19 protein-coding genes and 1 pseudogene are annotated in these 22118 nt (G+C 42.1%); 13 read left to right on the top strand and 7 right to left on the bottom strand.

Features of this window, described 5'->3' with window-relative positions; genetic code table 11:
• Positions 1–113: 113 nt before the first annotated feature.
• Entirely contained in the window at positions 114–1613 is a 1500-nt protein-coding gene (locus tag ACOBWA_RS14435; RefSeq protein WP_057762027.1) for a SulP family inorganic anion transporter, read from the bottom strand.
• 707 nt (positions 1614–2320) lie between these two features.
• On the opposite strand from ACOBWA_RS14435, the gene murD reads away from it, so the two are divergent.
• Positions 2321–3745 carry a UDP-N-acetylmuramoyl-L-alanine--D-glutamate ligase gene (gene murD / locus ACOBWA_RS14430; protein WP_420229744.1) on the top strand — a complete coding sequence of 475 codons (1425 nt, stop codon included), beginning with the start codon at positions 2321–2323 and terminating at the stop codon, positions 3743–3745.
• 351 nt (positions 3746–4096) lie between these two features.
• Positions 4097–5221, top strand: a complete 1125-nt coding sequence (gene ftsW / locus ACOBWA_RS14425; protein WP_420229743.1) for a putative lipid II flippase FtsW — start codon at positions 4097–4099, stop codon at positions 5219–5221.
• Between the two features lie 132 nt (positions 5222–5353).
• On the opposite strand, the gene gluQRS is transcribed toward ftsW, so the two are convergent.
• From gluQRS to ACOBWA_RS14395, 6 genes are all read right to left on the bottom strand, one after another.
• On the bottom strand, positions 5354–6346 hold the full coding sequence (gene gluQRS / locus ACOBWA_RS14420; protein WP_420229742.1) for a tRNA glutamyl-Q(34) synthetase GluQRS: 993 nt from the start codon (positions 6344–6346) through the stop codon (positions 5354–5356).
• A 242-nt stretch (positions 6347–6588) separates the two neighbouring features.
• Positions 6589–7026, bottom strand: coding sequence for an RNA polymerase-binding protein DksA (dksA, locus tag ACOBWA_RS14415; RefSeq protein ID WP_057762021.1), 438 nt, complete (start codon positions 7024–7026; stop codon positions 6589–6591).
• A 492-nt stretch (positions 7027–7518) separates the two neighbouring features.
• A complete protein-coding gene (locus ACOBWA_RS14410; RefSeq protein ID WP_420229741.1) occupies positions 7519–8373 on the bottom strand; it encodes a metallophosphoesterase in 855 nt (284 codons plus the stop codon).
• Between the two features lie 316 nt (positions 8374–8689).
• On the bottom strand, positions 8690–9493 hold the full coding sequence (locus tag ACOBWA_RS14405; protein ID WP_101205961.1) for a metal ABC transporter permease: 804 nt from the start codon (positions 9491–9493) through the stop codon (positions 8690–8692).
• 113 nt (positions 9494–9606) lie between these two features.
• On the bottom strand, positions 9607–10404 hold the full coding sequence (locus tag ACOBWA_RS14400; RefSeq protein WP_420229740.1) for a metal ABC transporter ATP-binding protein: 798 nt from the start codon (positions 10402–10404) through the stop codon (positions 9607–9609).
• 78 nt (positions 10405–10482) lie between these two features.
• Positions 10483–11061 carry a Fur family transcriptional regulator gene (locus ACOBWA_RS14395; RefSeq protein ID WP_165598211.1) on the bottom strand — a complete coding sequence of 193 codons (579 nt, stop codon included), beginning with the start codon at positions 11059–11061 and terminating at the stop codon, positions 10483–10485.
• Between the two features lie 210 nt (positions 11062–11271).
• On the opposite strand from ACOBWA_RS14395, the gene ACOBWA_RS14390 reads away from it, so the two are divergent.
• The 11 genes and pseudogenes from ACOBWA_RS14390 to ACOBWA_RS14340 all read left to right on the top strand — a co-directional run bounded on the left by ACOBWA_RS14390 (position 11272) and on the right by ACOBWA_RS14340 (position 21944).
• Entirely contained in the window at positions 11272–12165 is an 894-nt protein-coding gene (locus ACOBWA_RS14390; RefSeq protein WP_420229739.1) for a metal ABC transporter solute-binding protein, Zn/Mn family, read from the top strand.
• A gap of 277 nt (positions 12166–12442) precedes the next feature.
• Complete coding sequence (locus ACOBWA_RS14385) at positions 12443–12841, top strand: ATP synthase subunit I (protein ID WP_102093133.1); 399 nt, start codon at positions 12443–12445, stop codon at positions 12839–12841.
• A gap of 676 nt (positions 12842–13517) precedes the next feature.
• Entirely contained in the window at positions 13518–14384 is an 867-nt protein-coding gene (atpB, locus tag ACOBWA_RS14380; protein WP_101205957.1) for a F0F1 ATP synthase subunit A, read from the top strand.
• A 33-nt stretch (positions 14385–14417) separates the two neighbouring features.
• The gene (gene atpE, locus ACOBWA_RS14375) at positions 14418–14666 is read left to right on the top strand and encodes a F0F1 ATP synthase subunit C (RefSeq protein ID WP_010197960.1); all 249 of its coding nucleotides are present in this window, start codon (positions 14418–14420) and stop codon (positions 14664–14666) included.
• A 117-nt stretch (positions 14667–14783) separates the two neighbouring features.
• Positions 14784–15254, top strand: a complete 471-nt coding sequence (locus tag ACOBWA_RS14370; RefSeq protein ID WP_101205956.1) for a F0F1 ATP synthase subunit B — start codon at positions 14784–14786, stop codon at positions 15252–15254.
• A gap of 13 nt (positions 15255–15267) precedes the next feature.
• Positions 15268–15891 (top strand): F0F1 ATP synthase subunit delta, encoded by a 624-nt coding sequence (locus ACOBWA_RS14365; protein WP_057762004.1) that lies wholly within the window; start codon positions 15268–15270, stop codon positions 15889–15891.
• 93 nt (positions 15892–15984) lie between these two features.
• Entirely contained in the window at positions 15985–17529 is a 1545-nt protein-coding gene (gene atpA / locus ACOBWA_RS14360; RefSeq protein WP_057762002.1) for a F0F1 ATP synthase subunit alpha, read from the top strand.
• A gap of 216 nt (positions 17530–17745) precedes the next feature.
• A pseudogene (gene atpG / locus ACOBWA_RS14355) lies at positions 17746–18626 on the top strand (F0F1 ATP synthase subunit gamma).
• A 38-nt stretch (positions 18627–18664) separates the two neighbouring features.
• Positions 18665–20098 carry a F0F1 ATP synthase subunit beta gene (gene atpD, locus ACOBWA_RS14350; protein ID WP_057761998.1) on the top strand — a complete coding sequence of 478 codons (1434 nt, stop codon included), beginning with the start codon at positions 18665–18667 and terminating at the stop codon, positions 20096–20098.
• 114 nt (positions 20099–20212) lie between these two features.
• Positions 20213–20629 (top strand): F0F1 ATP synthase subunit epsilon, encoded by a 417-nt coding sequence (locus ACOBWA_RS14345; protein WP_057761996.1) that lies wholly within the window; start codon positions 20213–20215, stop codon positions 20627–20629.
• 664 nt (positions 20630–21293) lie between these two features.
• Positions 21294–21944: a winged helix-turn-helix domain-containing protein gene (locus tag ACOBWA_RS14340; protein ID WP_420230791.1), complete on the top strand. Its 651-nt coding sequence runs from the start codon at positions 21294–21296 to the stop codon at positions 21942–21944.
• The last annotated feature ends 174 nt before the right edge of the window (positions 21945–22118 follow it).

Genomic DNA, 22118 nt, shown 5'->3' with positions numbered 1-22118 from the left:
AAAATACATCCAACCCTTTTACTAATATAACTGTCTATTAATATCCGATACATCAGCCATGGACTAATAATACAGCCATATGGCAACCGCGTAGATTCGCTTAACAGTTTCGCTTAGTCTAACAAGCCAATGTCTCGGCGGTCATGAACAGAGAAGCGATCAATCAGTGTTCGACTCGCATTGTTGAGTCCTACCACTTTGACATCAATACCTTCACGTTGCAAGCGCATCACTAGTTTGTCCAAGGTATCAACAGCGCTAACATCCCAAAAATGTGCTTGGCTTACATCAATCTGAATACTATCTACAGCCTCTTTGGTATCAAAACTATGCAAGAACTGGGTAGTAGAGGCAAAGAATACCTGTCCTTGAACATAATAGTAGCGAGTGTTGCTGCTGTCATCATATTCACTAAAGATGGTTAGGAACTGACCAATTTTATTGGCAAATGCCAAAGCAGATAGTAAGACACCTACGCCGACACCGTAAGCTAAGTTGTGAGTAAAGACGGTAGTCAATACAGTCGCTAGCATGACGATATTGAACGACATTGGGTGTGTCTTAAATTCGCGAATAGATTGCCAGTTAAACGTACCAATCGATACCATAATCATGACTGCAACCAAGGCTGCCATTGGAATTTGACTGACCCACTCGCTCAAAAACACGACCATAATCAGAAGGACTACACCGGCCATCAAAGTAGACAAACGCGTACGACCACCCGATTTGACGTTGATCATTGATTGGCCAATCATCGCACAGCCTGCCATACCACCAAAGAAACCCGACACGACGTTAGCCATACCTTGACCACGACACTCTTTGTTTTTATCACTTGGTGTATCGGTCAATTCATCGACGATCGTTGCTGTCATCATAGACTCTAAAAGACCGACAATGGCAAGCGCGATAGAGTAGGGCGCAATAATCAGCAAGGTATTTAGGTTTAATGGAATGTCAGGTAACAAGAATACTGGCAATGAATCTGGCAAATCACCCATGCTACCAACGTTGCGAATATCGAGATTCATATACATTGCAACAGCGGTCAAACCTACGATACAAATAAGCGGTGAAGGAACGATGCGACCGATTTTAGGAATAAGTGGAAACAGATAAATAATCGCCAAACCAGCTGCCGTCATGATATAAACAGTCATGCCAACACGCTCAGTCATTGGGTTCAGTTCTGGTAATTGCGCAGCAAAAATCAGTATTGCTAAAGCATTGACGAAACCGATAACCACTGAGCGAGAAACAAAGCGCATCAGATTACCAAGCTTTAGAATGCCCATCACGACCTGAATGGCACCACAAAGCAAAGTTGCGGCAAGCAAATATTGCAAACCGTGGTCAGCAACCAAATCGACCATGACCAGTGCCATAGCGCCAGTCGCCGCCGAAATCATACCTGGACGACCACCGACAAAACTGATCACTACCGCGATACAAAATGAGGCATATAAGCCAACCTTTGGATCAACACCAGCGATAATGGAAAAGGCAATGGCTTCTGGAATAAGGGCTAGGGCTACAACCAAACCCGATAAAACGTCACCGCGAACATTGGAAAACCACTCGTCACGCAAGTTATCAATAAAAGATGTCATAAGTAAACTACATAGGGTTAGAGGCAAAAAAGTAATCATTACTCATTTATAAAATGATCGCGTCGCTAATAATAGCTATTCATTTTTCTTTTACGTCAACATGCACTAGGTCATGTTGCTGTGTTGGATTGTGAGAAATTAATAACCAAAATATCTAACTAATAACCAAAGTATCTAACTAATAACCAAGATATCTACTGATTTTTTTGGTATCAAAAATACGCTCATCAATAATCAATACGATGATAAGGGCAGTAAATTACCTAAAAATATTTTTTAAAAGATTGCTTAAAATAGGCAACTAGATAGATGTACCTACAATAATATATAGAGTCAGCAATCACTTGCTGTAGTAGAAGATGATATATCACTCGTCAAATTATCAAAATTGTCTGATACACCTTTATCACAACAAGAATCGTTGATGAAGAGGCATGACAATAGCGCGATAAATGTGACAACATGCTAAACTAAAATGCTTGAGCAATGTGCTCAGCAAAATACTGATAAATATTAATCAAGCTGACTATTATAGCATTAGCCACTTAATATAAAAACAGGCGAATAATAGCATAAAGTCATAAAAAATCAGTACCGAAATCTGAACGATGGCGTTAAGATGCTGCACATCTTAGCGGTGTCGATTAGAGTCGCTATACAGCAGATTTATTTGATGCAATTTTTCTCGTTTAATAGAAGGAATAGATATGACCACTAATACAGCAACAGAAGCCTTACTTCATAAGGGTAGTGGTCTACAAGTCGTAGTGGGTTTGGGGCAGTCTGGATTGTCAGTCGCGCATTATCTGGCCAAGCAAGGCTATCAAGTCGCAGTCACTGATGCTCAAGTTACCCCTAAATTGGCCGATAAGTTGCCAGCCGAGATTGAGATTCGTCAATTCGGTGAGATAGATGCCGATTTATTGCAGCAAGCGGCACGTATTATTATTAGCCCAGGTATTTCTCTTGAGACTACCGCTGTGGCTGCTGCTCGCCAAGCCAATATTCCTGTAGTTAGCGATATTCAACTGTTCTGCGAAGCTTGTATCGTACCCATCGTAGCAATTACAGGTTCTAACGCCAAAAGTACGGTCACTACGTTAGTTGGTCAAATGGCAGCTGATGCTGGCGTTAACGTGGGTGTCGGCGGCAATATCGGTGTACCAGCTTTAACATTGCTAGATAATCCTGATATGGAACTTGCGGTACTTGAGTTGTCTAGCTTTCAGTTAGAAACCGTCACCAATTTGGGCGCAAAAGTAGCGACTGTGCTCAATATGTCGCCTGATCATTTAGATCGTCATGGAGATATGCTTGGCTACCATCAAGCCAAACACCGTATCTTCCAAGGTGCCAAGTCGGTAATGATTAACCGCGAAGATGCACTTACTCGTCCATTGGTCGCAGACAACCTACCGAGAATTAGTACGGGTATTCATGCCCCTGATAAAGGTCAGTATGGTCTGATTACCGACACAGAAGGCCAAACTTATCTTGCTCGTGGTACAGAACGATTACTGTCGGCAGACAAACTGTTGATTAAAGGTCGTCATAATCTACTGAATGCGCAAGCGGCTCTAGCACTTGGTGAACTGGCAGGATTACCGCTAGAGAGTATGCTGACCACTTTGCAGCAGTTCACAGGTCTTGAACATCGCTGCCAATATGTAGCTAACGCTGCTGGTATTGATTATTTCAATGATTCTAAAGGCACCAATATTGGTTCGACCATGGCCGCTATCGAAGGCTTGGGCGCAGTCTATGCGCCAAAAGACGGTAAGCTATTATTGATCTTAGGCGGGCAAGGTAAAGGGCAACAGTTTGGTGAATTAACGCCTTTTATCAATCAATATGTGAGCCAAGTCTTGTTCATTGGTGAGGATGGTCAGCAGATTGAACAACACCTAAGAGCTGCGAAAGTGAGTGATGATGTCGCACTACATCAGTGTCAGACATTAGAGAATGCCTTTGCGACCATCCAACAAGTCACTACCAGTAGTTTATCGCAAGTGCAGGCTGTATTGTTGTCACCTGCCTGTGCTAGCTTTGACCAATATAGTGGTTATGCGGCTCGCGGTGACCACTTTAGCCAATTGGTTAATCAATTAGACACCGCACAATCAGAAGCTTGATAGGTAGCCGAATAGGTCAATCAGTTATATAGATTGGCATATCGCATATCGCGTCTTTAGCAACAGCCAGTATTTTCTGGATAAATGATTGTTTTGCTTATAGATTGCTGCTACTGTCAAGCATATAATCTTGATTGCTGAAATAGGTGCTAGCTAAGGCGTTTGCCGAGGGTTACAGGTTTCCTATCACCATCTATTTAGTACGATTTATTTTATGATTTTTTAAACGGTGGCGTTTCATAGACGCCGTGTTTTTTCGTTTGTTAGTGTATATAAAATTATGGCGCTCTCTTCTTTTTTCGTTCCTCGCCCCAAACCAAGCAAACCTCTGGCTCAGACGGTGTTCTGTCTATGCCGTCAGCGCGCGCAATTTTATTGTCTAGCGTCGGCTGTATGATGGTGCTTAGTCTGCTGATGGTTGCTTCTGCTTCTATTCCTTTTGCGCTCAGCCGCGGTATGACAGAGCTATATTTTTTCAAAAACCAGCTGTTGTATATGACGATTGGTTTAATCGTTGCGGTCATTCCTTATTATGGCGTGTCTTTACGCACCCTTTATAAAACTGAGACCCAGTTTGCTTTGTTAGGCATCACGGGGCTATTGCTTGTTGCCACGTTGTTTAGCACACCAATTAATGGCTCTAAACGCTGGCTCACAGTAGGCGGCTTTAATTTTCAGGTAGCTGAGTTAGCCAAACTGGTCATGATTGTGTTTGTATCTGACTTTGTGGTGCGGCGATCTTTTGAAGTTCGTAATGGCCTAGATGGTTTCTTACGAATTATGTTGGTAGTGGCGCTGATCACGATACTGCTATTGTCGCAGCCAGACTTTGGTTCTTTTGTCGTCATCATTGGTACGCTGTTCGCGATTTTTTATATCGCTGGGGCGCCTTATAAGCATTTCTTAGCATTGGGTGCTGCTGCTATCGGTGGGGCGGTATTGATGGTGACTACGGCAGAGTACCGACTGGTGCGTGTGATGTCGTTTATGGATCCATTTGATGATGTGCAAGATACTGATTATCAGCTGGCACGTAGTTTGATCGCCTTTGGTCGTGGCCAGTTCACGGGTGTCGGCTATGGTGAAAGTGTACAGAAACTGTCGCATTTGCCTGAGGCGCATACGGATTTCTTATTAGCCATTACGGGTGAAGAGTTAGGGTTCGTCGGTGTTAGCATGGTACTCATACTTGAAGCATTGATCATCGGTAGTGCGATGCGTATCAGTTACAACGCGCTAAAACGTCGTCAAATGCGTATGAGCTATACCGCTTTCGGAATCGGTGTAGTATTTATTGCCCAGACGATTATTAACGCTGCGATGAATATGGGTGCTATTCCAACCAAAGGTCTGACTATGCCGTTCTTTAGCTATGGCGGTTCGTCTATGTTGATTAGCTTGATTATGGTCGCGCTATTATTAAAGATATATAAAGAAAGCCCTGAAATAGAAAAAAGCCAATGCCGTTATTATTAATAGGTTTTGCATACAATGGGCTTGGTATAATGTAGCTTCAGAGTTTCGGTAAATAGTGTTTAGCATTATTGAAATGAAAGCGTCACTCATAGTGGCGCTTTTTATTGTCTATTTATAGCTTTTGAACTCTTATCAGTAGGACAAGTTTAACTGTTGCTTGCCTTGTAGTGGGGTATTGTCCCATTGAGTAATGGCTTGTTTAAGCATATTTTCTGGGGTATCGCTATCGATCTTTGGTTGCTGCAGTAGCGATAGGGCTTCAGCAATAAGTTGGCTCGGATCTGATGTGTCGATTGGTTGAGCAAGGTTTTGCTTAGAGAGCTTTTGGCCGTCAGCATTATTGATCAATGGTAAATGATACCATTGGTCAGTAGTGGGTAGGCGCGCGGCTTGCATGATAGCGATTTGAGCCGTCGTCATAGGTAGGATATCAAGACCACGCATGATATGAGTAACCTGCTGTAGACCATCATCGAGACTGGCTGCCAGTATATAATTAATCATACCGTCTTGGCGGCGAGCAACCATATCACCTAACGTCTGCTGCGGATTATCCCACTGCAATCCTTGAATACCGTCATTGAATCCAATCCGATAATCTGGTAGCTGAATACGTAGCTTATGCTGCTGTCTATCAAGGTCAGTTGCCACACAGCGACGCGGATACCGCTGTCTATTTGGTTGTACTTGGTCAATTGATGAAACTTGTTCGTTTAATGATTGGTCGGTCAGCGCAGCTAAGCTGGCAAGACTATGGTTTCTACTTATCTCTTCTTGCGCCCAGTACTGCTCTAAGTCTTTACGGGAACATTGGCAGCCATAGGTCAACGGTCGTAGGTATGATGATAGATAATCGTTGTAGATATCAATGCGCTCAGACTGATAAATAACATCACCATCCCAATGCAATCCAAGTGCCTCAAGATCCATCAAAATTTGCTCAGTGAACTGTCTGTCACAGCGTTCAGTATCGGTATCTTCCATACGCAACAGCCACTTACCACCGATTGATTTGATATGGCAAAAGCTGGCAAGCGCGGTGGTTAGAGAGCCAAGATGTAACTCACCCGTTGGTGAAGGCGCAAAGCGGCCAATGGGCTGGGATGGTGGCGTTTGATTTGGCATAGCTGTAGGCATTGTTTTCAAAATAAATGGCTGTCTATAAAAGGTAATAAAGATAGAATAATAAATATGAGTATCAAAAGATATTCATTAAATGAGATTGTTTTGTTAGTTGTATCATTATTGAGGCGATTATATCTTGTGAAGTAGTGCTATGAGGTTAGCAAAATAGTGACAGTCTAAAATACAAAAAGCGACCTATTATAAGGTCGCTTCTGTTTACATTCATATCTGTAATATCTGATCTAAGCGCCTTGGTTTTGACGTTCTTTGATTTCAGATAAAGTTTTGCAGTCGATACATTGGGTAGCGGTTGGACGTGCCTCAAGGCGACGTAATCCAATCTCTACACCACAAGTCTCGCAAAATCCATAGTCATCATTTTCGATTTCTAACATAGATTTGTCGATTTTGCGGATAAGTTTGCGCTCACGGTCACGAGTACGTAATGCCAATGCAAACTCTTCTTCTTGAGTGGCACGGTCATTGATGTCTGGCATGGCGCTTGACTCATCTTGGATGTAGTTTTTGGTACGATCCGCTTCGCCAATCAGTTGGTTTTTCCAATCCAATAAAATAGCCTTAAAGTGCTCCAACTGCGCATCAGACATATACTCTTCGTCTTTGGCCGGCACATAAGGAGTAAATTTAACTTCACTCGGATTCGTGGTCAGGGTGCTCATATGGGTATCCTACTTTTTCAAATTAATTCAATAAAACGACGTATCAAAAGACAAGACGTTATTAATGCTACAAACGCTACAATTTGTCCTTTTATCAAACGTTTCACCACTTGGTAATACAAGTAACACAGCTGATCAAATAATATCGTAGACTTTATATCTTGACAGTTATATACCGATTGTTAGATAGGTTGTTATATAAACTTCGGTTTGAATAATACTGTCTAAAGCATGCCGTAGGTCATTGATTGTGAAAACTGAGCTTGTGGTTAATGGGCCATCCTAGCTATCGTGCAGTGGCTTCATATCAGATATTGGGCCACCCTTGCTTTATTTCATAAGTTGTATCATTGTTTGTAATAATAATGAAGTGATTTTTTATATTGAATGCATATTTTATTTGTTCATCACTGTATTTTTTATTAGGAATTATTGACGAAAGCTATAAGTATAAAGGGCTAAGGCTTATACTAGTGCCAATAATTCTGGGCATCAAGTATCTAGTCTTTCAACCCAGCTTTCAACTGTTCCATTGTTGGCTAATTGCAACCAGCGATATCCTGGTAATGCATGCTCATCATAAGAGAAATCATCTTCATAGGGTTTGAATTGATAGCAGGTAGATGGCGTGCTATACACCGTGACGCCTTGGCGCAGTCGAACTTGCTCTTGGTGAGTATGGCCACTGATCACCACTTTTAGCTGTTCAAATGGTGCCATATGCTGCCAAAAGCTCTCAGTGTTTTCTGCCATATGGGTATCAATCCAGTCAGAATCAACTGGAACAATATGATGGTGCAGGGCGATTAATGCGGGCTTATCACAGGTGCTGAGTCTCTCACATAACCAATTGATATCAGTAGGCGTAATCTCGCCTGCGACCTTACCAGAAATGGAGGAGTCTAATAACAACAGCTGCCAGTATTTAGTCTCAATGACATGACGACTTAACAAACGTGAGTCAGCAGGCTGAGCGACAAGCTCTCGCTGAAAAAATGGCAAGTCTTTACCATTCTCGTCCGTCACATCATGATTACCAGCAATACAAGCAAAAGGAATCTGAGTCGCTTGTAATACAGTAAAGATATGATCATAAATTGAGGACTTTACTCGATTAACCATGTCACCGGTCACAATAATCAAATCACAGCGAATATCTTCACTAAGTGCCTGTTGGAGAACTGCTTCAAAACTACGCTGACAAGCCATATCATCACTATAGGTATTACTCTCATCAACAAGGACAGGATCAACAAGGACAGGCGTCGATAAATGCAAATCAGTAATCTGTAAAATATTTATCGTTTTATCAGAGGTGCTTAACTTATTGGCAGGATAGTTTGGCATTGGTTCAGTCCCTTATCGAGTCACAACAATAAGTATTGTTAGCGCGAGTATGGATAAATGAGCTACTATTTTTCACTGGGTCTTTATAATTATTATTAATCTACTATAAAAGAGCACAGCGTTTGCCTTGAGCTTACTTTGACTCTAATCAACGATATTTATACTATCAACTAGCAATAGCAAATTTAAAGTCTAGAGCCACCTTATAGTATTATCGAGCTAAAGTATTCATTATATTAATAAAATAAAGTTGAACAAAAAGATAGCGAAAAACAGTCATGTTTTATTTATTATAACGTATTTACAGCGACGCTAACTAAAGTTTTATCTTTATTAACTTTGAAAAAATGAGTGCAGTAAAAAATAAAGCAGCTAATATCAAGACGATAGAAAGACCTGTTTGAATATCTAGCCAAATACTGCCCCACACACCAAGTGTCACACCCAGTTGAGCGATTATCAACGCTATAATCACCATTTGTTTTGGCGATGCCGACCATAGACGTGCGGTCAGTGCAGGTAGCACTAATAATCCGCTGATTAATAGACTGCCAACCGCTTGTAGTGCAATCGCACAAAACCCTGCCAGTACACCCATAAAAAACAGCCGTTGCCGCGTTGGGTTGATACCTTGAATACGTGCCAATGCTTCATGCGTTGCCAGCTTGATTTGCGCAGGCCAAATGTAGATAAGCAGTCCCAAGCCAGCTAGTACGCTACCAGCAAGTAAAGGCAAATCTGCCCAATCAAGATCCAACAAGTTACCGAATAAAAATCCGAGCACATTGGCCTGTTGGTCAGTCAATTGGGTCAAAGCCAGTAAGCCTAGGCACAGGAGCGACACTGACACGACTGCCAATACAGCATCCACTGGCAGACGCTCATCATCAATCAAGACCAGTCCCAGTACGACCATGACACTGACCAATGCAATGCCGATACCCATTGGTAATTGCCACCACACAGCCAAAGCCACACCTAGCAACGTGCCATGAGCTAAGGCATCGGCGAAAAACGCCATGCGCCGCCACAATACCAAGCAACCTAACGGCGCTGATAATAACGCTAATATACTGCCAGCGATCCAAGCAGGCGCAATGATGGCTAACCAAGCAGTCATAATGAATGTCCGTAAAAATTTTATAAATAGAGTAAAGCCGTATTGTTTATATGTTCAATAGTTTTGGCTTTGATGAGCTAGATTTCGACGATTTCGAGCTTTGATTACTGACACTACAGCTCGCTTGGTGCATGGTGTTCACAGGCATGAGGCTGATGTACGTATGGCTGCTCATAATGATGACCAAATAGCTTTTGAAATTCAGTACTAATAGCCAGCTCGCTTGGTTGTCCTTCACAGCAAATATGCTTATTCAAACAAATAACGCGGCGGCTGCCTTTCATGACCCAGTGTAAATCATGAGACACCACTAGCATGGCGCAACGTAAGAAATCAGGCAGCTCATCAATGAACTGATATAGCCAAACTTCGGTATCAGGATCGAGACCCTGCATCGGCTCGTCTAAAATAAGCAAATTGGGTTTGTCTAATAGCGCTCTGGCCAATAGTACGCGCTGCGTCTCACCACCTGATAAATGCAACATTTGCCGTGACAGCAAATGCGTTAATGATAAGTTATCAAAGATAAATTGCCGTTGTTCAGGGGTTAAACGCTTCTTATCTGCTTGCGCCAACAAATCGCAAACGCGCAATGGCAATATCGGTGGCACAGCAAATCGCTGCGGTACGTAGCCAAGCTGTAGCGGCTGATGTGCTGTCATAGAGCCATCAGTTGACTCAATCAAACCTAAGATAAGTTTGACTAGCGTTGACTTACCAGCGCCATTGGGACCGATAAGGCTGACTGTCTCATTAACAGCAATGTCGATATCTATGTGAGAGAGCAGGCGTTGAGGCCCAATATGGTAACTGATATTGTTTAAGCTCAATAATTTGTCAGCATTACTCACAGTACTGCTATTCGCAACAGTAGTACTTAACTGATTAGAAGGTAGGGTAGAGATATTCATAATATGACAACGCATAGGTAAATAGACAATCGACGAATCTTGCTTAAAACGTTTACACAAACTATAGTAGCTTTAATTTTACTGGCAAGCTTGGCAACGACCGCTAAGCTCAATAACACTACGCTCAACCACAAACCCCACATCTTGCTCGGCAAAGCTCATCATTTCTTGAACGGGTAGACTGCTGCATTCTTGCACACGTTGACACTGATCGCAGATCAAGAATGCGGCTGTATGCTGGGCGCGAGGATGACAGCAAGGAACATAAGCATTAATAGAGGTTAATTGATGAATCAACCCTTCACTTAGCAAAAATTCTAAACTGCGATAAACCGTCGGTGGCGCGACATTTTTCGGCGTGCGTTTTTTGGTTATCTTAGTTTCTACCGACACTGTTGGTGAACTCGCTACTTTTTGAATATTACTATCATTAGGTATAGACAACCGCATTTGCTGCAACTGAGTGATTAGGTCATAAGCGCCAACGGGCTGATCTGCCTCTAAGACTAATTGGTATATCTGCTGACGCAAAGGAGTAAATCGCGCGCCATTTAGACGGCAATGCTCTTTAGCTGCTGCTAAGCGTTCATGAACATCATGCGGAGTCAGATCTTGCACATCATGCAAATGTTCGCAGATCGATGAAGTAATAGACATGGTACAAGCTCCTAAAAATAGCATGGTAATCGCATGACATTTTTTATGATAGCGTTTTTTATTGTTATAGTATAACATACTAAAACAATAACTGAGTGAATTGTCTTATAGTAGTCTTGTATATCTACCCTTTTTACAGGAGTTGGGCAGGACACTATTGATCATACGTTCGTTATCCAACAATGCTATCTAACAATAAAAGAGCTGACTATGAACGCTGTTTTTACTTACTCCGTACGTTCGCTTATCACATTACAGCGCTTGCTAATGACAGGACTGATAGTTCTAGGGTCTTTCACACTGAATGCACAAGCTGCAACGGTCAGTGTTAGCAATTATCCGCTATTCTTGTTAAGTGAAGCAGTAACAGAAGGCGCACCATCAGCCAATCGACTATTGCAAGCGGGGGAGGTGGGACATCATGGTAGTATCAGCCCTGGTGATATCAAGGCAATCAAAGACAGTAAGTTCGTGGTATGGTTCGGTGAACCGCTAGAAAACAATCTAGCAGCGAGCCTGAAAACAGCCCCAAATGCTATTGCTTTATTTGAGTTCGATGCATTCAATCGACATCCATTACGTGATGTAAAGGGTGACGCTATCGCGGGTACACTAGATCCACATATTTGGTTAGACCCTGAAAATGCCAAAGCCATTACTCGCGCATTGGCTGTGATTCATAGCCATGCAAATCCACAATATAAAGACCTATATCAAGCCAACGCGAAAAAATTTGCACAGCAACTAGACAAAGAAGTTACTGCATTTGAGCAAAGCTCTATTCAAAGTGCCTCAAAAATACGACCTTATTGGGCTTATCATGATGCTTATCAATATATCGAAGACAGCTTACACTTAATGCTCGTCGGTAGCCTTAGCGTGGATCATCATCTATCACCTAAAGCAAGCCAACTCCGTTGGTTAAATGAGCAACGCCCAGCCAAGCAAATGTGTTTGGTTAGTCCAAGTGAGCCGGCAAAGGGCTTACTTGCGAAATTGCAACCAGTGAAGAGTACGGTACAACCTGAAGATATGAGTAGTAGCGATGACTTTATCAGCGGTTGGCAGAGTATGGCCAAACAGATATATCAATGTATCTCATAATGTAGCCAAAAACAGCAATTTGCTAGGATTGTTTAAGTTGGTTGTATAGCTTCGTTTAAAGCATTTATTACAGACTAAATAATATAATAATCTTAGCAAAATGCGTTAGGTGACTGATAAAAGTCATATTTTACTTGCTTAATAGTTACGCTCTACCTATAATAAGTAGCGTTTTATTTTGGCCGAAAGGTAATGCCTGTAGAGTAAGTCATTCACGGATAAAATTATCATAAATATGATATATTGTCCCAATGCTGTAAGGGCTATAGGAATACCGATGACCAAGCCTGCCAAACGCACGCAAAAAGACAAGATTGGCATCTATATTAAACGACAGGCATGGATACTATTTATCCTTATTATTATTGCTTGGATAGTAGATACTATTTGGCTACATAGTGAGCTTACGATAGCAAAAAGTGCTGCAATTGGTGCGCTACTAAGTTTTATCACTCAAGCAGTATTTGCGTTTTTTATTTTTTGGTACACCGGATATCGCGCGCGCCAACACATCGTTAGCCAGCTATATCGGGGTCAAATGTCAAAATGGTTATTGACCGTGTTTGGTTTTGCACTAATTTTTATTACCGTACAACCCCTATCTGCGCCAGCGCTGTTTATCGGTTTTATGGTAATGCAAATTAGTCACAGTTGGATGTTGTGGCATATACGCTAGCGCTAATAAATGATCGCTAAACAGATGGTTTATTAATAGTACTGGCAAGTCACCCTGCCGTCCAGCTTCTCTATGACTAGTTCGAAAAGTCGAAGCACAAAGCTGTCTTAGGATAGCACCAGTGATTATAAAGACCGCACTATGAGTCTCAATGTTAGACGTAGTATGCAGTGAGAGGGTAGGGGTTATTCAACTATCTGTATTGCTGATAATTAGATTACTGATATCTAATTATGGTTAGTGGTTATATTAGCAAGTAAAACTGGTGGCTAACTTATTCATACAGTGGATAAAAAAATCACAATTGACTTTACACGAATACAACGCTGCATTAATATAGGCGGCTAAATATTTTGCTTATAAGCGCTACATTAAGCGCCGATCGTAAAAAACGGTCAGTGGGCAAGCACATATATAATAATTTTGCGTATAAAAATGCAAGGGCTATTACTGAGTTATCATAAGCCCTTTTTTGATAGCTAAAATTTATCTCACGCTATCAAATACTGCATATTAGTAATAGAACTATGGGTTGGATGTTGTTGGTTACATGAGTGTTTTAGTAAGGTTTATTTATTTGCTTAATAGCAAGATAGATATCCATACTACACCTCATCAGATGACAACCATATTTTTGGTAGTTGATTAAATCGTTGATTAATAAGAAGCTTACATTATGGCATCCGAGCAAACATCATCAGAATATATCTCTCACCACTTAACGAATTGGACGTATGGCTATCTGCCAGGCGAAGGTTGGAAAGTTGCTCATACTGCTGAAGAAGCAGGAGCAATGGGCTTTAACGCTATCCATCTTGATTCTATGCTATGGTCGATTGGTCTAGGTATCTTATTTTGCGCCGTCTTTTGGATGGTTGCCAAAAAAGTCACTTCAGGCGTGCCTGGAAAAACTCAGGCAGCAGTTGAGATGATCGTTGAGTTTGTTGATAACAACGTTCGCGATTCATACAGTGGTACATCAAAATTGATTGCGCCATTGGCGTTGACCATTTTTGTCTGGATCTTTTTGATGAACTTGATGGATTTGATACCTGTTGATTTCATTCCAGGTATTGCTGGGCAAATCGGTGCCGCTATGGGCCATGATCCACATCATGTTTTCTTTAAGATTGTTCCAACGACTGATCCTAACATCACGCTTGGCATGTCGTTCTCTGTCTTTGCACTGATTATCTTTTATAGCATTAAAGAAAAAGGTTTGGGCGGCTTTATCGGTGAGTTAACACTACATCCGTTTGGCGCCAAAAACCCAATCGTACAAGCGATTTTGATTCCCATCAACTTCATCCTAGAAGCAGTTACTCTAATAGCCAAACCTGTATCACTTGGTTTGCGTCTATTCGGCAACATGTATGCTGGGGAATTGATTTTCATACTGATTGCTCTAATGCCGTTTTGGATTCAATGGGCGTTATCGGTACCGTGGGCTATCTTCCACATCTTAGTTATTACACTTCAAGCGTTCGTATTCATGATGCTGACGATAGTTTACATGTCGCTTGCATCATCAACTGAACATTAATTAGACATTCAATAGGTAAATGAGGATACATCAATGGATCCAGTATTAGGTGGTTACACAGTTATCGCAGTAGCACTACTTATCGGTCTTGGCGCACTTGGCACAGGTATTGGTTTTGCTATTCTAGGTGGAAAATTCTTAGAAGGCGTTGCGCGTCAACCAGAGCTTGGCTCACAATTGCAAACTCGTATGTTCATCGTAGCAGGTCTTCTTGATGCTATTCCGATGATCGGTGTTGGTATTGCTATGCTATTGTTGTTCGCTAACCCTCTAGCAGGTTAATCCGAAAGCTCAGTTGTAAATGTTTGGTATTCGGAGACTTTCTATCAAATATAGTCAAGATTTGACTACCAAACATGATCAATGAAACTGATTTTTCATTAACAAAGAGGTGATCACGTGAATATCAATTTTACCCTCGTCGGTCAAGCCATTGCTTTTGCAATATTTGTGATTTTTTGCATGAAATTCGTGTGGCCACCACTTATCGGTGCCATCAATGAGCGTCAGCGTAAAATTGCTGAAGGTCTGAATGCCGCAGAAAAAGCAAAAGCAGATTTGGCGACCGCGGAGCAAAATGTCCAGCAGGAACTTGATCTTGCAAAGACCAAGGCTGCCGCTCTAATCGAGCAAGCGAACAAGAGTGCCAATCAGCTCGTCGAAGATGCAAAATCGCAAGCCCAAGCGGAAGGCGAGCGCATTCGTCAACAAGCGCAAGCATCTATCGATCAAGAAATCAATCAAGCGCGTGAGTCATTACGTGCCCAAGTTGCTGAACTGGCTGTACTTGGTGCAGAGAAGATTTTGCAAGACAAAGTCGATGTGCAAAAACATGCCAGTATGTTAGACCAACTGGCGGCGAAGCTGTAATTGTGAGGATATAATGGCTGACTTATCAACCTTAGCACGACCGTACGCTAAAGCCGCGTTTGACTATGCCAACGAAAACGGCGCAGTCAACGAGTGGGAAAACTTCTTACTTGTTGCTAGCACTGTTGTCAATGACAAGTCGTTCAGTACTTGGCTAGACAATCCAGCTGTTTCTGCTGAGCATAAGTCAGCTGCTTTGGTCGATCTTTATGATACGCAAGTAGCTAGCGCTAATGATTCTGCTTTTAAGCAGTTATTAAGCGAAGCTCAAGGAACTAGCCTTGACAGTAACGTAAGCTATCCAAAAGTATCAGTAGCACTTAGTAACTTCGTTAAACAGTTATCAGAACAAGAGCGTCTGGCGCTGCTTCCTGAAGTTTATGAGCATTATCGCCGTCACAAGGCAATAAGCTTAAAGCAGCTTGACGCATATGTGACCTCTGCCTACCCATTGACTGATGAACAGCGTCAAACGCTACAAACGCGTCTTGCTGCCTCGCTAAATGCTAGTGTAGTGATTCACGAATCAGTTGATCCAAGTCTATTGGCAGGCGCTACAATCAAAGTCGGTGACAAAGTCATTGATGATTCGATGCGCGGCAAGTTACAACAGTTAAAAACACAGCTAACTGCCTAATGCCAATCATCAATACTGTCAAATATTGACTGTATGATTATAAGAGCAATTAAGTCAGTGGGCGGGTTATCATAAATTAAAGGAAACAAGGCAATGCAACAATTGAATCCAGCGGAAATCAGTAACCTGATTAAGCAGCGTATTCAAGACCTTGATGCGGGTGCAACTGCAAAGAATGAAGGCACGATTGTCAAAGTATCTGACGGTATCGTGCAGATTCATGGTCTTGAAGATGCCATGTACGGCGAAATGATTGAGTTTGAAGGCGAAATCTACGGAATGGCTCTAAACTTAGAGCGTGATTCTGTTGGCGCGGTAGTACTTGGTGATTACCTAAAGCTGCAAGAAGGTCAAAAAGCCTATTGTACTGGTCGTATTCTTGAAGTACCAGTAGGTCCTGAGCTGTTAGGCCGTGTTGTTGATGCTTTGGGTAATCCTATTGATGGCAAAGGTCCTATCGATGCCAAGATGACTGATAAAGTCGAAAAGATCGCTCCAGGCGTTATCGACCGTCAATCAGTAGATCAACCAGTAATGACTGGTTATAAAGCCGTTGATACCATGATTCCAATCGGTCGTGGTCAGCGTGAGCTTATCATTGGTGACCGTCAGACTGGTAAAACAGCGATGGCTATCGATGCGATCATCGCACAGAAAGCTTCAGGCATTAAATGTGTATACGTGGCTATCGGACAGAAACGTTCGACTATCGCTAACGTCGTACGTAAGCTTGAGCAAACTGGTGCACTAGAATATACCACTGTTGTGGTTGCTTCAGCATCAGAGCCTGCAGCACTTCAGTATATCGCACCGTACTCAGGTTGTACGATGGGCGAATACTTCCGTGACCGCGGCGAAGATGCACTGATTGTATTTGATGACTTATCAAAGCAAGCGGTTGCTTATCGTCAGATTTCACTACTATTACGTCGTCCGCCAGGTCGTGAAGCTTATCCTGGTGACGTATTCTATTTACACTCACGCCTACTTGAGCGTGCATCACGTGTAAATGCTGATTATGTAGAAAAGTTCACTAACGGTGAAGTGAAAGGTAAAACTGGTTCTTTAACCGCACTACCAATCATTGAAACACAAGCTGGTGATGTATCTGCATTCGTACCAACCAACGTGATTTCGATCACTGATGGTCAGATCTTCCTAGAGTCTAGTTTATTCGCCTCAGGTATCCGTCCAGCAGTAAACGCTGGTATCTCGGTATCTCGTGTGGGCGGGGCCGCTCAGACTAAGATCATCAAAAAGCTATCTGGTGGTATTCGTACCGCTCTAGCTCAATATCGTGAACTAGCCGCATTTGCTCAGTTCGCATCAGATCTTGATGACGCAACTCGCGAACAGCTTGATCATGGTGAGCGTGTGACTGAATTGATGAAGCAGAAGCAGTATCAGCCGATGTCAATCTCTGAGCAAGCAGCCGTTATCTATGCTTCAAACGAAGGCTTCTTAGCTGACGTACCTGTCGAAAAGATTGGTTCTTTCGAAGAAGCGTACCTACGTTATATGCATGATGAGCAAAGTGAATTGATGCGTGAGATTGATGACACTGCGAACTACAATGATGATATCGCAGGTCGTTTAAAGTCATCTCTAGAGACCTTTAAACAAAATCACAGTTATTAATTTAACGGGTTAAGCCGAATTGGTTATAACTGTAGCTTAGAGCTGATAAAGTGGCGCGTTGTCTGACTAGATATTTGCGCCACTGTTTTAACCATTATCGGTATTAGATCGCGTAATGCCACAAGATATAAAATGTTATTCTGTAGGACTGATGTTGTATATCAAACGATTGTCGCATGCGCCAATGCTTTTTAACCCTCTTATATTGGAATCATTATGGCAAGCTTAAAAGAGATACGTGCCAAAGTCACCAGTATTAAAAGCACCCAGAAAATTACTCGTGCTATGCAAATGGTAGCGGCAAGTAAAATGCGCCGTGCGCAAGAGCGCATGGACGTGGGTCGCCCGTATGCTGATAGTATGCGCCGGGTTATTTCACATTTGGTGCATGCCTCATCAGACTATAAACATCCGTATATGGTATCGCGTCCAGTCAATAAGGTTGGCTATATTGTCATTACCTCTGACCGTGGCCTAGCGGGTGGTTTGAATATTAACTTATTCAAAGCCCTAACTAAAAGTATCCAAGATTATCAAGATCAGTCTGTACAGGCTGAGTTTGCAGTCATCGGTGCCAAGGTGTGAGTTTCTTCAAAAACTTTGGTGGTAAAGTTACGTCGGCTGTGACCGATTATGGCGATAAACCAACGTTTGAACAATTGAATGCACCGGTTCAAGCGATGCTTGAAGACTATAATAACGGCAATATTGACCGTATTTATGTAGTCTATAACCGATTCGTCAATGCAATGACTCAGAAACCAACGGTTAATCAGTTGGTTCCTCTACCAGAGCAGTCATTTGATGATGAAGACAGTGGTCTACAGACAGAACTTAGCTGGGATTATATCTACGAGCCTGACATCAAGACGTTAATTGATGAATTGCTTGGTCGCTATATTGAGTCGATTGTTTATCAAGCGGTAATGGAAAACATTGCCTCTGAGCAGTCTTCACGTATGGTTGCGATGAAAGCGGCAACAGATAATGCTGGTGACCTTATTAACGATTTACAGTTGGTTTATAACAAGCTGCGTCAAGCGGCGATTACCCGAGAAATCTCGGAAATCGTTGGCGGTGCTGCTGCTGTTTCATAATTGACTACACCTATATATAGAAGTTCAAGGAGAACGCAATGAGTAGCGGTCGTATTGTACAGATTATTGGCGCGGTTCTTGACGTTGAGTTCAACCGTAATGAAGTTCCTCAAATTTTTGATGCCTTGCAAGTAGACGGTACCGAAACTACCCTAGAAGTACAGCAACAGCTGGGTGACGGTATTGTACGTACTATTGCAATGGGTTCAACCGAAGGTTTAAAGCGTAACCTACCTGTTACTAATACTGGCGCACCTATCTCTGTGCCTGTAGGTACTGGTACGCTAGGTCGCATCATGGATGTTCTTGGTCGTCCTATCGATGAAGAAGGTCCTGTTGTTGCTGACGAAAAATGGTCTATCCACCGTGAAGCGCCAAGCTACGCGGATCAGTCGAACAGTACTGAGCTACTAGAGACTGGTATTAAAGTTATCGATCTACTTTGCCCGTTTGCTAAAGGTGGTAAAGTTGGTCTGTTTGGTGGTGCTGGTGTTGGTAAAACCGTTAACATGATGGAGCTGATTAACAACATCGCTCTAAAACATGAAGGTTTGTCAGTATTTGCTGGTGTTGGTGAGCGTACTCGTGAAGGTAACGATTTCTATCACGAAATGCAGGAAGCTGGCGTTGTAAACACTGAAGACTTCAGTAAGTCTAAAGTAGCAATGGTGTATGGCCAGATGAATGAGCCACCGGGTAACCGTTTACGTGTTGCACTGTCTGGTTTGACTATGGCTGAGTACTTCCGTGATACCAAAGATCCTGTTACTGGCAAAGGTCGTGACGTCCTATTGTTTGTTGATAACATCTATCGTTATACACTAGCGGGTACAGAAGTATCAGCACTACTTGGTCGTATGCCATCAGCGGTTGGTTATCAGCCAACACTAGCTGAAGAGATGGGTTTACTACAAGAACGTATTACGTCAACTCAGTCAGGCTCTATCACTTCAGTTCAGGCGGTATACGTACCTGCGGATGATTTGACCGATCCATCACCTGCTACAACGTTTGCTCACTTGGATGCAACAGTTGTACTAAGCCGTGATATCGCATCACAAGGTATCTATCCTGCGGTTGATCCATTGGATTCAACATCACGTCAGCTAGATCCACAAGTAATCGGCGAAGATCATTATAATGTTGCTCGTGGTGTTCAGGAAGTTCTACAGCGTTATAAAGAGCTTAAAGACATCATCGCTATCTTGGGTATGGATGAGTTATCAGAAGAAGATAAACTGGTTGTTTATCGTGCTCGTAAGATTCAGCGCTTCTTGTCTCAGCCATTCCACGTAGCCGAAGTCTTCACTGGTGCACCTGGTAAATACGTACCACTACGCGATACCATTGCTAGCTTTAAAGCAATCATCGCTGGTGAATACGATGACCTACCAGAGCAAGCGTTCTACATGGCTGGTAGCATCGATGAAGTAGTCGCTAAAGCTGAAAAAATGAAGTCTAAGTCAGCGTAAGTTGTATGAGCATAAGCTAACGAGTAGATATAATATAAACCTTGTATCTACTCTTCAGTAACGCATCGCAGTTTTACTGTTTTTTGATCGCGCTTTGATGGTAAGGAATTAAGTATGGCAACGTTACAATGTCGCGTCGTAAGTGCTCGTGAAGAGTTGTATTCAGGCGAAATTAGCATGTTAATAGCTACTGGTACCGAAGGCGAGATTGGTGTATTGCCAGGTCACACACCGCTTATTACTTTGCTAAAGCCAGGTGCAATGCGAGTGCAAACACCAAACGGTGAAGAAGAAGTAATTTACGTCTCAGGTGGCGTACTAGAAGTACAGCCTAAGATGGTTACGGTATTGGCTGATACAGCCATGCGTGCACACAATCTTGACGAAAGCAAAATCGTTGAAGCACGTAAAAAGGCTGAGCAAATGCTAGTTAATCAGTCTGATACGCTACAAACCAATGCGGCTTTGGCCTCACTTGCAGAGTCAGTAGGACAATTACAGACTATTCGTAAGTACAAAAACCGCGCGTAATTTACTACTGATAGCTATAGCTAGTCATTTAGAGTTATCGCTATAAGTAATGATAAAAAACAGTCCATTATATGGGCTGTTTTTTTATGTCTATTCATTATGAAATTAACGGTTCTGCGGTAAATACACACGGTTATTACTTGGATAGTATTTGTGGTAGTTCAATCTATTCTCAGGAAAAATCTTTTATTATCAATGAATCATCGCCTATTGGAATTTTCTTAAAAAGACACTGGCGACAACGTTAATATATGGTTATATTAGACATAACGTATTATAAGCAACGAGCAGTAACTGTACGTGATAATGTTGGCTCGATGGTTTGGATAATTAGCAAACGATAGATAATACAAATTGCAATGTACCAATGAAGTAATTGACGTAATTTCTGGACGCAAACTAAAGTTTTGATAGGGGTAGTTTATAGGTTTTGTTACCGACTATCAGCTATAGTATAGGAAGCTGATAATTTAATAGTATACTGTGCTACCAAGTTTGTAACAGCTATACGAACATCAATTGTGCCACTATATGGTGCTATTAATTTTACCGCTCTTACTTTTACTGCTTTTAAATTAGATGTATTAGAGGATATAACAATGACAACGAATGAAGAAGACAACACCCCCGAATCTTGATTGTTGAAGATGATGAGCGTCTGGCCATGTTGACTCAAGATTACTTGGTCAAAAATGGTTTAGAAGTGGCAATTGAAACTGATGGTAATCGTGCTATTCGCCGTATCGTCAATGAGCAACCAGATATGGTTGTACTTGATGTCATGCTACCTGGTAGCGATGGTCTGACTGTCTGCCGTGAAGTGCGCCCGCATTATCAAAATCCAATTTTGATGTTGACTGCACGTACTGAAGACATGGATCAGGTATTGGGTCTCGAGATGGGTGCTGACGACTATGTTGCCAAGCCTGCTCAGCCACGTGTATTGCTTGCTCGTATTCGTGCGCTATTACGCCGTTCAGAAAATGCACCATCAGAAGATGTGCCACAACGTCTAGAGTTTGGCGAGTTAGTCATTGATAACGGTGGTCGCTCAGTTAATCTAGGTGATGAGCTCGTCGATTTCACCAGTGCTGAATATGATTTACTATGGTTGCTTGCTTCTAATGCAGGTCGTATTCTATCTCGTGAGGATATCTTTGAGCGTCTACGCGGTATTGAGTATGATGGTCAAGATCGTTCAATTGACGTACGTATCTCACGTATTCGTCCAAAAATCGGTGATGATCCAGAAAATCCAAAGCGTATTAAGACCGTACGTAGTAAAGGCTATCTATTCGTAAAAGAAGGCAACTAATATTGTTGCTTCTATAGGTTGATTAATTATTAGTCACTATTCGAAAAAACCAGCAACGATGCTGGTTTTTTTGTGGCTAAATTTTAATTTTTAAACTTAAATGTAGTGTTATGTGGTTTAATTAAGCCATTATTATAGACGCTGACTAAATATATGTCATACATATAAGTCTTT

The sequence above is a fragment of the Psychrobacter sp. ER1 genome (genome assembly GCF_048631835.1).
Taxonomy (GTDB): Bacteria; Pseudomonadota; Gammaproteobacteria; order Pseudomonadales; family Moraxellaceae; genus Psychrobacter.
The sequence above is the reverse complement of the archived record's forward strand: the minus strand, read 5'-3'. Positions and strand labels throughout refer to the sequence as shown.